This window comes from Trichocoleus desertorum ATA4-8-CV12 (genome assembly GCA_019358975.1).
In the GTDB taxonomy this organism is placed as follows: Bacteria; Cyanobacteriota; Cyanobacteriia; order FACHB-46; family FACHB-46; genus Trichocoleus; species Trichocoleus desertorum_A.
The window spans coordinates 1-15,654 of record JAHHIL010000079.1 but is presented as its reverse complement, the minus strand read 5'-3'; the positions used below and the strand labels follow the sequence as shown (position 1 = coordinate 15,654).

The following is a 15,654-nucleotide window of genomic DNA, read 5'->3' as shown; positions in this document are numbered from 1 at the left end:
ATTTCCCAGTTCCAGCCCAAGACCGCTTATAGTTTGTTGTTCTCGGAAGCGGTGAAACGGCGGGGGGAAGTGGGATTGGAGTTTGAAATCCCGATATTGGCTCCCGCAGAACCAGTGTTAAGGGCGATCGCTCTGCTCAAGCAGGTTTGGAATATTGAGGAACTCAAGGCGCTTAACCTACCTGACAACCATCTCAAACGGCGCATTAATGCCAGGTATTCAGGCGTGCCTCAGGCTTGCCGTCACCACTTCGCGGATTTGGTGCCAGGACGGGAAGCAGAGAATGATGATGGCGAACGGCTCTATACCCATCTGTTTCGGGCCGTGTATGCCGAGATTGCCACTTACTACTACAAGCCAGAGTGGGTCCCAGACCATCGCTTTAAGGCCGAGATTCAGGGACACTTCAAGTTAACGGAGGATGGGCAGAAACTGCCCAATTACTCGGCTCGGCAAAACTATGATGACTACCTGATTCGCGATCGCTCTCCGGGGGAATCAGGCGTGAAGCTGGAACTGCCGGGGGTGGAGATTCTGGCGGTGTTTCAGAAGGAAGCAGCAATGGTGGAGGATGAGGACTCAGGTTCAATCATGACGATTGAGTCTCCAGCGGCTTGCCTGAGGCTGGAGCAAGGCACGATCAATGCTCTCCTCTATCGAGCGGTCGATCGCCTCTTGTTCTCCAAAGAGTGGACAGAGGTGGTGACGGGGCTAGTGTTAGTGACGGGGCGAACCATCGATACCCTGCTGTCGGCAACTCCCACTCCAAAAACTGGGTTCTCCATTCTGGTTGAGGGGATCGAAGTTCCCACTCTCACCACTGCTAACCAGGTGCTCTCGGCCTGGAATCAGTTTCGTCAACTCTCCCCTCTACCCCTGCCACAGATTGAGGGGGCAGTTCAAGCGGTGGGCGATCACACGCTGCACGACCTAGTATCCATTCAAGGCGTTGAGGCGTTGAGAGCCCTCTACAGTTGCCTGGCTCTTCACTGGTTTTGTCCGCCCTCGATTGAGTCAGATGCTTTCTTGAGCGCGATCGCCTCCCCAAACCCCAGGCCTTTCGAGACTGTAAATCCCAACCGAGGGGTGAAGCTCGCTCAGCACAATGTTGAGGTCCCTGAAGTATTCCAATCTCAAGCTCAATCTGCCACTGAAGAGGAGGTCACTGCGATGCCTGATACCCCAACTGAAACATCCGTAGTGACAGAAGTTCCCCCTGAGCTTGCTCCCCACAAACTGCGCCCACGTCGCAAGTCTGTGTCGGTCGATGCTGATTTGCTGCGTTCGGTGGCCACCAACTATGGCCTTGAGATTCGCGGCAAGGCGGGAACGGTGGGACTCAGCTATGAGGCAGCACTGGCAGAATTACTGTCTTTGTTCTCAGAAACGCAGGCGGAGCGAGCGATCGCTCAGGTGCCGAGTCCCGAACCGATTCCTGCTACTGCACCCACACCCACAACACCTAACGATCCCCATCTGACGATCGCCCTCGCCGACCAAGCCCGCACCTTGGCTTGGCTCACGGGCAGGCTTGAGGCTTTGGAACAGGAAGTGGACACTCTCCGACAAGAGCGTGATGCCGCGATCAAGAAAGTGAACCAAGGCAACTCATCACCCGAATGGGAGCGCCTCCAACAGGAGAATCAGCGCCTCCAACACGAACGGGACCTGGCGACGAACAAACTTGAGGCTTTCCGCAATCTCCTCATCGGCGATCGCTCTGGCCAAGCTAATCAACAGGCGATCGCTTGCGAGGGCGTAGCCCTGATCGCTGACTCTACCCCAGTACCAGCACCCACCCCCGCAATAACGGCTCCAGCGGCCAGAGACGGTTCCCCAGCACGAAAACCAGAACCTGCCTCTGAGGCGACCGCTCCTAAGCCTACCCGCAAACGCTTCTCCGAAGACCAAGCCCTTGAGAATATCCGCCACGCCGTTCACGCCATTATGGACTTCAACAACCACGGCGATCGCTCTTTGAATGAAAAGTGGTATATCTCTTTTCCCGTCCTCCAAACCCTGCTACGAGCCAACGGGCTGTCCGCCAATCAAAATAATGTCAGCACCGTCTTTGAACAGATGAAGCAAGAGTTGGAACAACACCATGACCAACATCACCTCGGCTCCAGGCATAACCGCAGACATCCTGATATCTCCAAAATTGCTCACCTCGTTTCTCTAACTCCGTGATGCGGGCCAAAGGGTCAGGGAGAACGAAGGGAGCAAGGGGCGATCGCCTTTTTGAATTTTGAACTTTGAATTTTGCATTGATCCGCTTCATCTCCTTTTGACTTCCCTGGGATATCTTCTATATCTTCTCCACCCAGTTCCTCGAGCACCTGATACCACCTTTTATTGATTATTCTTATCCTTACTTATTAATAAGACATCTTCATAAGTCAATCTTTAGCTTACTTATCTAACCGTATCATCAGCAATAAGTTAAATGCTTGCAATAAGACATTGACTGAACCAATCATCTAATACTTAGAGTACGTATTGTTTGCACTCTATCCTTTTCTACTCTTTGTACTTTTGTAAAATTACCTCAATTCATCCTTGTTTCACCCTGCTTTGTCCTTTGCCACATCTTTCTTTACTTTATCCTTATCACCCTCCATCCTAGCCCTGCATTAACGAACCAATTCAAAATTCAAAGTTCAAAGTTCAAAAAGCTGATGGCTAACCCACAACCCATTACCGATCGCTCCTTTCACTTTGCCGTCCGAGTCGTCAAGCTTTGCCAAGTCCTCGACGGAAACCCGGGCGTGGCTCGCACACTTGCCAAACAACTGATTCGTTCTGGTACTTCCATCGGCGCAAACGTCGAAGAATCTCAAGCCGCCCAAAGCACTGCTGATTTTGTCCACAAACTCGAGATTGCTCTCAAAGAAGCTAGAGAAACTCATTATTGGCTAAAACTCCTTATCGCTACTGAGATTCTTCCTGAGCCTCGCTTACTGCCCTTACTGACTGAAGCTCAAGAACTCATCAAAATTCTCGCTGCCATCATCGTTAAAACCAAGCACAATCAAAAGTCCTAGCTTTCCACTTCTAAATTGGTCTGCGATCGCGCTTCGTGGGCGTAGCCCTGATCGCTCAGCTCTAGACTGAGTCAACCAATTATCCTACTTACGAATAAATATAGGGCAATAAACAGTTTCTACCTTTTTGAACTTTGAATTTTGAATTTTGAATTGACCTTGCATCCCCTAAATTCACATCCCACAACTCCTCGGCGACCCAACTCATGCCTAACTCCTTCCACCCGATTGACCACAACTGACGCGCACCTGACACCCTAGATGTAAGCCAAAATTTCGATTGCATATGCATTCAGATGCCGATCGCAGCAACAACCGCCACACAAATGCCGCACAAAACTTCCACCCTTATCCATTTTTCTAGGGCTTTTCACCCCGGAGGCGAGAGCGAGCGCTCTCAGAAGTACGTACTTTTGTTAAAATTCGGCCTCCCTAACTCCCCCCAATCCCTTACGCCTAAAGACATTCAATCCCTTTCTATGGGTAATTGAGCATTCTTGAAGCGATCTCAACATCTCTTCGATTAACGAAAAATGCCGTGATGGTTTGTCACAGAAACCGTGTACTTTTCTTAAACTTGCGATCGCTCAATGGGGACAGAGGGAGAGGGAAAAGGGGCGATCGCTCAACCCTATGTCACGTTAGCTTTTTAGAATTATTCTACTTGTAAAAAAAGATGTGACAATGCATAGGTCAAAGCTAGCTTCAGCTACGAGGTTCAGCCATCTTGCTTTACAGGTTTAGAACCCGACTCCTTTGAAGTTTCACAAATTCTGATACGTCAATTCTGCATTTGCCCAATCGGTTTCCTCTAGAAATTCAGCAAAAGTAGTTAGAAGCCCAGGGAATGTCTCTCTTAAAGAAGAAACATCCGCTCGATAGCCTTGGGTGCGATACCACTGGATTAAATCGAACAACGATTTGCGAAATAAAAGTAAAAAAATCCACGGGGGAACTTTTTTGTAGACTACAGGTTTTCTCTGTACTACAGAGAAGGCCTCTGCCATTTGTTGCGGGGTCAATACATCTCCAGCCAGCTCAATTGCTCGACCCACATATTGAGAGCGGTGCTTCATCACATGGGCAGCCACTCGTCCCATATCTTTTGTTGTAATCAGATGCAGTGGCTTATCGGGTTGAACTGCGAAGGGAAAAGACCCTTTAAGGACAGAGGGCCGGGTGTATGGCTTCCAAAACTCCTCCATAAACAGGCAGGCCCGCAGCATGGTTGTCGGTAAACTCGCTTGCTTGAGAATCTGCTCTACTTGATGCTTTTGCTCGATGTGAGGAATGCCAGAATTGCGATCGACCCCTCCAGCAGAATTGTAGACAAAGTGGCTCACATTCGCTTGCTTAGCAGCTTGTGCAACTCGCTCTGCCCTGGCAATTTCCCGTGGGTCAGGCTTGGCAGAATCTGGGGCAGTGGCATGGCAGTAAACAGCTGAAACACCTGCAAAGGCCGCTTCCAGGGAAGAGGCATCATCGAGATCCGCTTCCACTAGCTCAACCCCGCTATTGTGCAACTTGGATAGGGCAGGACGCGTCAGGTCAACCTTTCGGGTAATTGCTCGCAGATCCATGATGTTCTGCTCGAGCAACCCTTTGACTGCATTGCTGCCTGTGCCCCCAGTTACTCCAATGAGCAGCACCTTATCAACAGCTGTCTCTGCATTACTCATGTTCTTTGCTCCATAAGGCTCGGATCAACTGGTCTGTCAACTCCGACCCAAAAAGCTTCTCAGCTAAAGCATTATCTGGATCGCGTTCTGCAATTGTTCGCCGCATCAGTAAATCACGTTCTACCAGTAAAGGTTGGCGATCGATGGGAACAGGTTCTGCTTGCTTAATCCAGGTTAACCAACGAGTACACATGCCATGAGCAGTATTGCGAATTAGCGCAAGAGAGTCTTCTGTGGCTGGACAAGTAAAGCAAAGTGACGTGGGAGATTGCATTTGCCTCACATACAGCGCCTTACTCACAAACAAAGACAGATTAGGATTCTCTCTTAATTCTAGATAAGTGGCATTCATCGGGGCATAGTAGCGTTCTGTGTAGCTGAAGTCACTCCACAGATCAACTCTAGGGATGTAGTCGATATAGAAGAAGGGATCGGGCCGTGTACCAAATTCAAATGCTAAGTGGGGTACCTGAATCAGTGGACTCAGCCAAAGGGTTAGACGCATAGCGCTAAATCTCATTTGAGCGGCATTAATCCACGAATGAACTACCCAATTTATCTCCTCTCCAGTGAAGTTCAAAAGCGAACCTGTAACGTTGCCATCGGGGCTGCTAAAGTTTTGCAGGGGTTGAGTCCGCTGGGGCAGAATCGTAAGCTGCTGGGTTACTTCTCCGTATAACTCACTCAAAATGCTTTGCAATTGCCTAAATAAAGAGGCGTGATCTAGAGCAGCTTGAGAAGCCATTATTACCTTGCAACAGTTAACTACATGATCAATTGTAAGCCGAATTTTCAGTCTAATTTCCTAGCTAGACCGCTATCCTTTCATGGCGGTTATGTCCACTTTTGAGTGAGTGTTGGAGCCAAGTTGGGTTAATGGTTGAAGCAACGGGAGAGCTAAGTTTTCAGAGATTTGGTCTGGGGGCGCGATCGCCTTCAAGATTAGATTTTGTAGCGGAAGTTGGGTATAGGAAAATTCTAGGGTAATTTTGAAACGCTTTAGAGAAGACCATGTGTGAGTGGGAATATAAAACGATTAAGTTCTTTGCTCAAGGAACGTTCGGGGCAGGGAAGATTAACGAAATAGAACTTGAGGATGTATTGAATGAAGCTGGAGCTAGAGGCTGGGAGTTAGTGACAATTCTTCCTGGCACACGTGCTAACGGAGAGCTGTGGGATTCTGTGGCAGTACTCAAACGGGAAGTTATTTCGTAGCTTGCAGCGCGTTCGCCCGCTTGATGTAAGATTCCCTCTCTCCCTCAGCCTCCTCTCCCAAACGCCAATCTCCACTCAGCCCACAACGAGTCCTACAATCTATCCGTTGCGATCGCTTTACCAAATCTGCGGACGAGCCATATTGATTGTTAAATGACAGTAGCACTAGCACCGACATGAGACACCTGTAGCACATTCGCCAACAGCAGCCATTGCCCTACAAAGGCAATGAGGAGGGGATTCCTGATTTTCAACCAATTTCCCTGACTTCTCTCTACTTGTCAAAATCATTGTGGTGAGCGATTAGGTGCTCTAATTAACTAAGTTGAGCCTGGTTCAAATTAGTCTAAATCTCACATAATTGGTTATGTCGAGATCACTCAGGGTGCGTCGAGAATTTATTGAGAAGGTCAAGCTGGCTGTTAAGCGCAATGGCTTTCCCAGCCAACGCGCATTATCTGAAGATGCAGGTTTAGCCTTAGCAACCGTCAGTAATTTTCTGACTGGTAAATCTGTCGATCGAGCAACGTTTGTAGAACTTTGCGAAAAGCTATCTCTTAACTGTGAGGAGATTGCTGAGTTCGAGACTGATCCTGTAGAGCCCAGTGCGCTAACTGTTTTAGAGAAGATCCAAGAAGAATTAGAGTCACCAACGCAAGAAGACTCTTCCATAAAGTATCCTACTTCTCACAAGTGGCAGGATTGGGGTGAGGCGGTTGATGTCTCTACCTTTTATGGGCGTGAGCAAGAACTTGCCCAGTTACAGCAATGGGTTGTTGTGGACGAATGTCGATTGGTGGCCTTGGTCGGCATGGGAGGGATGGGAAAAACTACCCTGGCGGTTCGATTTGCAGAGCAAGTGCAAGATGAATTTGACGTTGTGATTTGGCGATCGCTGCGGAATGCTCCACCCGTTCAAGAGATCTTGGCGGACATGATGGGATTTCTTTCGACACAAAACGCAGTGATGCCAGCCTCGTTAGATGGCCAAATCGCTCAATTCATGGACTTCCTCCGCGCTTCCCGTTGCCTGCTCGTGCTAGACAATACCGAGTCAATCTTAGGAAGTGACCAACGAGCGGGTGCCTATCGAGAGGGCTATGAGGGCTATGGGCAACTGCTAAGATGCATTGGGGAAACCCGTCACCAGAGTTGTTTAGTCTTAACGAGTCGGGAGAAGGTCAGAGCTCTCAGTACAAAGGAAGGCGCAAAGATTCGTGCATTGAGGTTAGTGGGGTTAGGACCAGAGGCAGGGCAAGCTCTGATCCGAGAGAAGGGATTCTCTGTATCAATCGATGAAGGGCAAGCTCTAATCGATCACTATGCAGGCAATCCCCTAGCGCTCAAGATTGTCGCAACCACGATTCAGGAGTTATTTGGTGGCAACACGACTCAGTTTTTAGACCAGGGCACTGTTGTGTTTGGCGACATCTCAGATTTGCTAGGTCAGCAATTTGAGCGACTGTCGGCACTTGAAAAGCAAGTCATGCGTTGGTTAGCGATTCAGCGAGAGTGGGTTTCGTTACCGGAGTTGCAGCAAGATCTTGTGCCTACAGTTCCCCAACGATCGCTGATCGAGGCGCTAGAGTCTCTGCAACTGCGATCGCTGATTGAAAAAATGACTCCGATGCAGCGTGAGTTACGACCTGTGAGTTTTACGCAGCAGCCCGTGGTGATGGAGTACGTGACAAACGAATTGGTGGAGCAAGTCTGCGAAGAGATCATTGGAGGAACGGTTGCTTTACTCGACAGCCATGCCTTGATTAAGGCTCAAGCCATAGACTATTTAAGAAATACCCAGACTCGCTTAATCCTCAAGCCCATTGCAGACTATTTGATCGCTCACTCGGGCAGCCAGGAAGGGATCAGCTCCTATCTGCACCAGATTCTTTCCTATTTGCGATCGCGCCCTGGACGACAACCAGGATACGCCGCTGGCAATCTGCTCAACCTGCTTGGTCAACTGGGATTCAACGCTAGAGACTTTGATTTTTCTCACCTGACGGTTTGGCAAGCCTATTTGCGGGGCGTGAATTTGCACGACGCGAATTTTGCTCATGCCGATCTCTCTCGATCGGTGTTCACCCAAACGTTGGGTAGTCTTTTGTCTGCGGTGTTTAGTCCAAATGGGCAACTGTTAGTGACCGGAATTGATAACGAGGTTTATGTCTGGCAGATTGCTGAAAGCCGTCTCGTTTTAACCTGCAAAGGACACACAGCGTGGGTGCAATCGCTGGCGTTTAGCCCGGATGGACGATTGGTCGCCAGCGGTAGTCACGACCATACGGTACGTGTATGGAATGTGGAAACGGGACAATGTATCAAGACGCTGCGGGAGCATACCAGTGGTATTCATGCGATCGCGTTTAGTCCCGATGGCAAGACGTTAGTAAGTGGCAGTGATGACTACACAACCAGGATATGGAGGGTTGAAACCTGGGAGTGTGTTCATTGTTTGCGGGGACATACGGATCGGGTTGTATTTGTGGCATTCACTCCTGATGGGCAAGCTCTGGTGAGCGGTAGTCATGATCAAACCATAAAAGTGTGGGATACAGGCACAGGGCAATGCTTACGAGTATTAGAAACGGATATTCGTTGGGCGCTGTCAGTTAGTCTCAGTCCTAATGGACAGACGTTAGCAACGGCTGGTGATGATGCGGTTGTAAAACTCTGGGCTTTGGCGACTGGAGAGTGTATCGGAACGCTGACGAATTCCACAAGTCCTGTGTGGGCAGTTGCGTTTAGCCCTGATGGACAACAGCTTGCCACAGGCAGTGAAGATGGAATTGTCAAAATGTGGGATGTTTCAACCGGGGAGTGCCTTCACGCTTACCAAGAGCATACTCAACGGGTCTGGCTAATCGCCTTTAGCGCCGATGGGCGATCGCTCATGAGTGTAAGCGAAGATCAAATGCTGAAGCTATGGGATGCTCATTCGGGCCAGTGTCTCAGAACGTTGGATGGATACAGCAATTGGGTACTGGCGATCGCCTTCAGTTCTGATGGTCGGATGTTGGCGAGTGGCAGCGAAGACCAGTGTGTCAGAGTGTGGGATGTGGAAACCGGAGACTGTCTGAGAACTTTGCCGGGGCATACTCAGTTAATTTCATCAGTTGCGTTTGCGGCAGTGGATGAATCTGCATCAGCAAGAATGGAAGATACTGGCTATGTAATGGCAAGTGGAAGTGACGATCAGACAATCCGGATTTGGAATTACCAAAATGGAGAACACCTCCGAACGTTACGGGGGCACAGCAGTTGGGTACAGTCCGTGAGCTTTAGTGGCGATCGCGCGTGGTTGGCGAGTGGCAGTCGTGACCATACGGTGAGGGTGTGGGATTGGCGAACAGGGGAATGTCTATACACGCTGCAAGGACATAGCCATCGGGTGAAGTCAGTTGCATTCAGTTCGCAAGGAACTCTCTTGGCTAGCAGCAGCGATGACCACACCATCAAGCTTTGGGATGCAGCAACCGGGCAATGTTTACAGACGCTAGCAGGTCATTCTGATTCGGTGCTATCGGTTGCGTTTAGTCCAGATGGAAGTTTGATTGCCAGTGGAAGGGCCGATCACACAATCGGGCTTTGGAATGTGCAAACAGGGCAATGTTTGTGTACGCTACAGGGGCATACTCACCGCATTCGGTCTGTAGAGTTTAGCCCGGATGGTCAACTGGTGGCAAGTGGAGGGGATGACCAAACGGTAAGGCTATGGAGTGTAGCAAATGGAAACCATCGGAAAACGTTAATAGGACACACGAGAACAATTTGGTCAATTGCTTTCAACCCAAGTGATTCTATACTAGCTAGTGGCAGCGAAGATGAAACAATTCGATTCTGGGATATTCACACGGGGAATTGTTTGAAACTGTTGAGGATGGCTCGTCCCTATGAGGGAATGAATATCAAGGGGGCAATTGGCTTAACTTTGGCACAGCGCACGACGCTGAAAGCACTGGGGGCAGTAGAGCAGGATTGATCTGAGGTATGCTGTTGGCAACATTACCAATCAGTGAGTTGCCTATAACGTCATGTCTTCAACTCCAAATCCAGAGAACGAAGCTCCCAAACCGTCTAATGAAACCGAAGCTGTCCGCAGGCTAGTTGTTCCAGAGCCTGCTGAGGCGGCAGCAGATTCAGAGCCGGATCGATCGCCTGGAAAAACCGATCGTGATATCGCCGCTGTGTTGTCCTCCGATTCAGCCGAGTCAACTGAAGTGATTCGAGAATTAATTACACCTGAAGTGATCGCGGGTTCGACTGAATTGGAGGGCGATCGATCTCCGGGGAAGACCGATCGTGACGTGGTGATTCCTGAGTCAACGACGGACGAATCAGAAGTCAGCTAAACCCACAGCTTCAACAAAATATTTGAATGTGTGATCTCAGCGGCTCCTTCGTTCTGTCCGCATGGCAGCAAAATGTTCTAACAGCATTCGATGGACAAAAATGTAGCGACCCCCAACTTTTTGTAGAAAGAGGCGCTCTGCTGCATAGTCTAGAAAGCGGGCATAGTTCCAGGGGCTATATCCGTTGCGGTAGAGCCTTAAGCGTAGTACAAAATGCCGAATGCAGGCACTACCACCTCCAATCAGCGCAGCTATCAGCGCAGCTATCAGCCCAACACTCAACCCAACAAGCAGCCCACCGCCGTGTCCATTACCCAGCCTAACACTCAGACTATCACTCAAATCAGGATTCAGCCCAACAAGCAGCCCAACAAGCAGCCCAACAAGCAGCCCAACAATCAATCCTAGAATGATGGCACTCTGGACTGATCGAAGGATGCCTTGATTTGGCTCACCTTTTTGCTGAACTTCCGGACCACGAAATCCGCCAATCAGCCCAAAAATTAGCCCACCACCCAGCGCAAAAATCAACCCAGAAAACAGATCAACAGCCAGCCCAATAATCAGCCCAGAAAGGAAACCAAGCATTGCTGACTGCCAAGCTGCTTTCCAAGACCACTTTAAAGTTTCGATAGGTTGAATATCTCCGAAAAAAATAGCCATTAGCCCATAACTCAGCCCAACAATCAGCCCATTACCCAGCCCATTGTACAGCCCAACAATCAGCCCATCGTGCAACCCAACAATCAGCCAACTACTCAGCCCACCACTCAGGCAAAGACTCAGTCCACCACTCAACCCACCAATGAGACTGCTCTCCAAGCGGAAACAAACTCGTTGTCTTCTGTTGGGCAACCAACTCGGCTGTAATCGTTCGATCAAGAATTCCGTTTGAGCAGTAGCAGTCAGGCGATTGGCTAGCCAAATCAGCCAATGCCGAGTTTTCTGTCGGGAGTACTGTTGGGTCGTGCCTCGCCGTTGAAACATCCGGTCAATATAATTGTCAAACAGGCGTTGGCGATAGTCTTCTGCTGTGCCACCTTGGATAATGTCGTTCGGGCTAGAGTTTTGATAGGCCAAACTCATGATGCTCAGCATCAGCGGCGAAGTGGCTAACCCTTGCAACTCCGCATCATGACTCAAAATCGTTCTTAGAGATCCCAGTTGTTCCCCAGCCTGCTCAAAATACCGATCGATCTGGTCAGACGTTAAGGGTTGAATGCCGATCGCACTCCGCAGACTTAACTTTTCTACTAAAGCTAAAGCTTTATAATCTTGGATTCGACAACAGATGGTCAGTTCGGTTGTACCGTGAGTTTGCATGAACTGGTTTATAGCTTCTACACAGTCATTGCGCTGCTCAGCTTTAACCTCATCCAGTCCATCCAGCAGCAGGATTAAGCTTTGAGTTCCTACCCATTCTTTCCCTAACGCTTTGGAAACTTGGTATTTCTCCGATAGCTCTTGAATCAACCACTGCTCAATTTTCTGAGACTTCTTTGCCCAGGAAGATAGGTTGAATACCACTGGAATGGGCTGGCTCAAATCTTGCTCGCTGCGGGCAACCAAGTCTTCAGCTAGCTTTAAGAGGGTGATGGTTTTTCCAGAGCCAGGTTCACCCAAAATCAAGAGCGTGCGCCCTTCACCCATCTGATCGAAACGACTGGTTGCACTAGTACCCTCAGGTAAAGCTTGCGTAGCTTCCTCAGGAAACTCTTCCACACCATTAAATGAACGTCTCACCGCATCAATTCTCTCTTCCAACCCCAATTCAATCAAGGCTTTGGTATGCAGAGATCGCTTTAAAACTCCTTCAATCCAAAATTCCTTAACCTTGTTCAGCAACACTCTACGCTGCCGCTGTTTTTCTTCTTCAGTGAGGAGCATTCGCTTCCCGGTCATTAGTTGAATTAGCTGCTGAGGGATGCGATCACCAATCGTGATACTGAAATAATCTCTACCAGCAATAACGCTACTGAAGGTGTTGTTATTTCCTTGAATATTAACATTTTCATAATGCTGCTGTTGGTCTTGAGATAGCTGCCCCGAGTCGTTCTGGTCCTCACTGTCACCCTCGTAAGCCTTTGCAATTAGTGCTGCTACTTGAGTGACAAAACTTGCTAAAGTTGCGACTCCTTCTAGTCCTTTTCTAAGTGCTTCCACAACGTCATCAGTGAAGCTTTTGCCTAGCTTTGGCGTTCGCAACTCCTCCAGAAGCATATTCACTTTCGACTCCGCATCCCGCTTTGCAAAGGTGCTGAGTGCGTCTGTCATGGAAATTTTTTGTCTTAGCTGCATCAACACTTCTAGCGCCGCTTGCCGATCACTGTTGTTATTCCAGTTCATCACAACCCCGCGTATGCTTTTTCAATCAATGCGGCCACTTGAGTTACAGGAGTTGCCAAAGTCACAACTCCATCCAGTCCTTTTTTAAGCGCCTCTACCACTTCATCAATAAAACTTTTGTCTGGTTTTGGCTTTTGCAATTCTTCCTGAACCATCTCGACTCTTGATTCCGCCTCCTTCTTCGCAAGCCTGCCAAGCGCATCGGTTGCTACGATTTCTTGCTTCAGCTTCATCAAAGCTTCCAGAGCTACTTGCAAATCGGTATTGCCGCGATTGCCCTGCGACAAATTTTGACTAAGCGTAACATCGCCTGCTGACTGAATTGCATTAAACGGGCTGTTCTTGCCGCTAATCGTAACAGTTCCAAACGATTGATACTGGGACGGTTGACCCGATTCGATCGAGCCCGTTGTCGGCGCTTTCAGTGCTTCTGATTGAGATGCAGATCGATCGACAGCCAAACGATCGCTGCGACGCTTGCGATTCTTCAAAACCGGAATTTCATACTCCGGAATGCCTGCTGTTAAAATTGCACTACGACCATAGTTACAGGCTTCTTCGTAAGTCCTTCCAGCCCCTAACGCATCATAAAACCCAATTGCAAATTGAACCGCAGCTTTGTCCCCGATCGGCTGATTCATCCCGATCACACAGTCTACAATCTGGTGAATGGCGATCGCCTGAACTTCTGAGTAGCAGGCATTGAGCAAAACACACTCAACCTCACAGTATTCAGAAGCGGCAAACAGGTGTTCCAAGGCTTCAGTGCTAATCAGTTGCAAGGTTCCAGCATCATTCTCTAAAACCAATCCATTTTCTCCACTGCCATGCCCAGAAAAGTGGACAATCTGCGGCTGATGATCGAGCAGTGCCCGACGCAAATCTTCTGTTCGGGTTGCAAGCTGGGTTTTTAGTTCAAAGCGATCGCGATGCTGAGAACGCTTCAAAGCCTCCTCAATCTGTCGAACTTCCGCATCTAGCCGGAGTGGTTCATGATTTGGAACGTTAGGATTCGCGGTCAGAACTAAGATTTTGATTGGGTTCATGAAGCTACCACTCCTAAATGGGCTTACTCTACAGTAAATCAATCAGCCTGTACGCTAGGTATTGCTAACCTGACATACCGACAGATGAGGAACAAGTTTCAGTGTTGCTTGACTGACAAAACTAAGATGAAAAACGACTGAGGACAATAAATTCGCGCTTAAGTTGTACAGTGCCAAATTAAATAACATCAAGACAAAATCGTGTCATCGAGATAGTCTTGCCCCGAGAAGTTTCTAAGTCTTGAGACGGATGCAAGGTTACATTTTCTGGATCTGCATTGGACGCTAAACGTGAGGAGAGATAAGTTTTATAGCCTCAACGACATTAATGTGTCACTATGACAAATAAAAAGTCACTGTACAGCTGCACCAACAACACTTTCCAAGTTAATATGTTTAGTTCTAAACTATTTCACAACGCTGCGATTCTCTCCAAGATCGGGGAGTATTTTTATAGGAATCACGAAACTGGCAGTAGAAATGATTGATATTTTGATAACCTACCTTTAAAGCAATCTCTTCAACAGAGTAGTTAGTTTCTAAAAGCAAGGTACATGCTTCTGATATCCGACGGTCAATAATCCAATTATTGACCGTTTTGCCTGTAAGTCTCCGCACTAAGTCGGTTAAGTAAGCTGGAGAATAACCGACTGCTTGAGCTACTTCTTTTAATTTAATATTTTGATGATAATTCAGTTCAATGAACTCAAAGACTCCACGCAGGCGAGGAATAGATGGAAATATCGATTTTTGGATATTTGGTTTTTCAGTAACAGAGAACTTGTCATGTATTAGCTGAATACTAACAAGATCATTTTCTATGCTTACAACATCAAATCCTGCTGTTTGCAAGCATTTTATTAAGAAGTTTTTGGCTTCAGAATTAGCATTGCTTAACGAAATATTAATCATCTTACCTCCTAATGGTTATTTTTTAAATTCCTTAAGCCTAACGAAGCCATCGTGGTCATTGTTCTTACCGACTAATGTACAGTGCCAAATTAAATGACATCAAGACAAAATCGTGTCATCGAGATAGTCCTGCCTCGACAAGCTTCCAAGTCTTGAGACGGATGTAAGGTTATATTCTCTGGAACTGCACTAGACGCTAAACGTAAGGAGGGATAAGGTTTATAGCCTCAACGACATTAATTTTTCACTATGACAAATAAAAAGTCACTGTACAAATGGGTTTGAACTTTTTTGGTAAGCTCCGTATTGTTGATTAGTGCTTCTAGGGTAATACTCTGATTAGTTGAAGTCTCCGTGAATGTCATAGGAAAATCCTTAAAGTTTGATGTGGTGTGGCAAAGAACTGAATTCTTGTTTGTTCCTTTGCTCTACAACCCCATCAAACCTTGCTACTGCCTGAGTTCTAGCCTGGGAATGCCTGAGTTATCCTGACTTGTATCTCAGTTCAATCAAGTAAGAATAAGAACACTGTGCTCAGATGCCGTGTAATACGGTAGAAGCTTTACTCCCTAAGGATTTGAAACAAAAATAATGTCTGCTGATTGAAATAGACACAGATGGGTTGTATTTTCGCAAGCATGCTGCTCTGGTTGCTACTGGGTGCATCCCAGTCTTGCAAGACTCAGTTTGAGAAGTAGCCATTGAGATAAGCACACCGTTGTCGCAGCACTTGCTGCACGTTATCTTCGTCCCACTGAGCCCCCGTAATCTTCCCCCGTCGCCCAATTTGCTTGACCCTTGACTCAATCTCGCCAGAGCCAATGGAGATGCCCTCGGCTTGGTAGTAGGCGTAGTTCACGATGCGGTGTCGATGCTTGGTCAAGTAAGCCACAAATCGCTCGACCCGCTCATGGGTCCAATCATCAAATAGCTTAACGGCTCCCTCAACATCGCCTTGCCAGAGACAGGCCTCTACCTTATCGAGCCGCTGCTGTGACCCGCCGACCTTACCCAAATTTTCCGTCAGGTGGTACCAGTCTAGAATCTCTAAGCGTTGCAC

Annotated in this window: 11 protein-coding genes; 5 read left to right on the top strand and 6 right to left on the bottom strand. The window is 48.1% G+C overall.

Annotated features, from left to right (window positions below):
• Together KME12_26745 and KME12_26740 are read left to right on the top strand one after the other, a co-directional pair.
• Positions 1 to 2,190: hypothetical protein (locus tag KME12_26745; protein MBW4491363.1), on the top strand; the 2,190-nt coding region annotated here is incomplete at its 5' end.
• Positions 2,191 to 2,678: 488 nt separating this feature from the next.
• Entirely contained in the window at positions 2,679 to 3,044 is a 366-nt protein-coding gene (locus tag KME12_26740; GenBank protein MBW4491362.1) for a four helix bundle protein, read from the top strand.
• 764 nt (positions 3,045 to 3,808) lie between these two features.
• Here the strand turns inward: KME12_26740 and KME12_26735 are convergent.
• Positions 3,809 to 4,723, bottom strand: coding sequence for an NmrA/HSCARG family protein (locus tag KME12_26735; protein ID MBW4491361.1), 915 nt, complete (start codon positions 4,721 to 4,723; stop codon positions 3,809 to 3,811).
• Positions 4,716 to 5,468, bottom strand: a complete 753-nt coding sequence (locus KME12_26730) for a hypothetical protein (protein ID MBW4491360.1) — start codon at positions 5,466 to 5,468, stop codon at positions 4,716 to 4,718. Before KME12_26730 ends, KME12_26735 begins: the two co-directional genes overlap by 8 nt.
• Before the next feature lie 266 nt (positions 5,469 to 5,734).
• Here KME12_26730 and KME12_26725 point away from each other — a divergent pair, with 266 nt between their 5' ends.
• From KME12_26725 to KME12_26715, 3 genes are all read left to right on the top strand, one after another.
• Positions 5,735 to 5,938 carry a DUF4177 domain-containing protein gene (locus KME12_26725; GenBank protein MBW4491359.1) on the top strand — a complete coding sequence of 68 codons (204 nt, stop codon included), beginning with the start codon at positions 5,735 to 5,737 and terminating at the stop codon, positions 5,936 to 5,938.
• A 367-nt stretch (positions 5,939 to 6,305) separates the two neighbouring features.
• Positions 6,306 to 9,920 carry a PD40 domain-containing protein gene (locus KME12_26720; GenBank protein MBW4491358.1) on the top strand — a complete coding sequence of 1,205 codons (3,615 nt, stop codon included), beginning with the start codon at positions 6,306 to 6,308 and terminating at the stop codon, positions 9,918 to 9,920.
• A 52-nt stretch (positions 9,921 to 9,972) separates the two neighbouring features.
• Positions 9,973 to 10,290 carry a hypothetical protein gene (locus KME12_26715; GenBank protein MBW4491357.1) on the top strand — a complete coding sequence of 106 codons (318 nt, stop codon included), beginning with the start codon at positions 9,973 to 9,975 and terminating at the stop codon, positions 10,288 to 10,290.
• 36 nt (positions 10,291 to 10,326) lie between these two features.
• Here the strand turns inward: KME12_26715 and KME12_26710 are convergent, their stop codons facing one another.
• The 4 genes from KME12_26710 to KME12_26695 all read right to left on the bottom strand — a co-directional run.
• Complete coding sequence (locus tag KME12_26710; GenBank protein ID MBW4491356.1) at positions 10,327 to 12,636, bottom strand: NACHT domain-containing protein; 2,310 nt, start codon at positions 12,634 to 12,636, stop codon at positions 10,327 to 10,329.
• Complete coding sequence (locus KME12_26705) at positions 12,636 to 13,682, bottom strand: CHAT domain-containing protein (GenBank protein ID MBW4491355.1); 1,047 nt, start codon at positions 13,680 to 13,682, stop codon at positions 12,636 to 12,638. Before KME12_26705 ends, KME12_26710 begins: the two co-directional genes overlap by 1 nt.
• Positions 13,683 to 14,084: 402 nt before the next feature.
• On the bottom strand, positions 14,085 to 14,594 hold the full coding sequence (locus KME12_26700; GenBank protein MBW4491354.1) for an AraC family transcriptional regulator: 510 nt from the start codon (positions 14,592 to 14,594) through the stop codon (positions 14,085 to 14,087).
• 682 nt (positions 14,595 to 15,276) lie between these two features.
• Positions 15,277 to 15,654 (bottom strand): ISKra4 family transposase (locus KME12_26695; protein ID MBW4491353.1); only part of this gene is annotated, 378 nt, incomplete at its 5' end.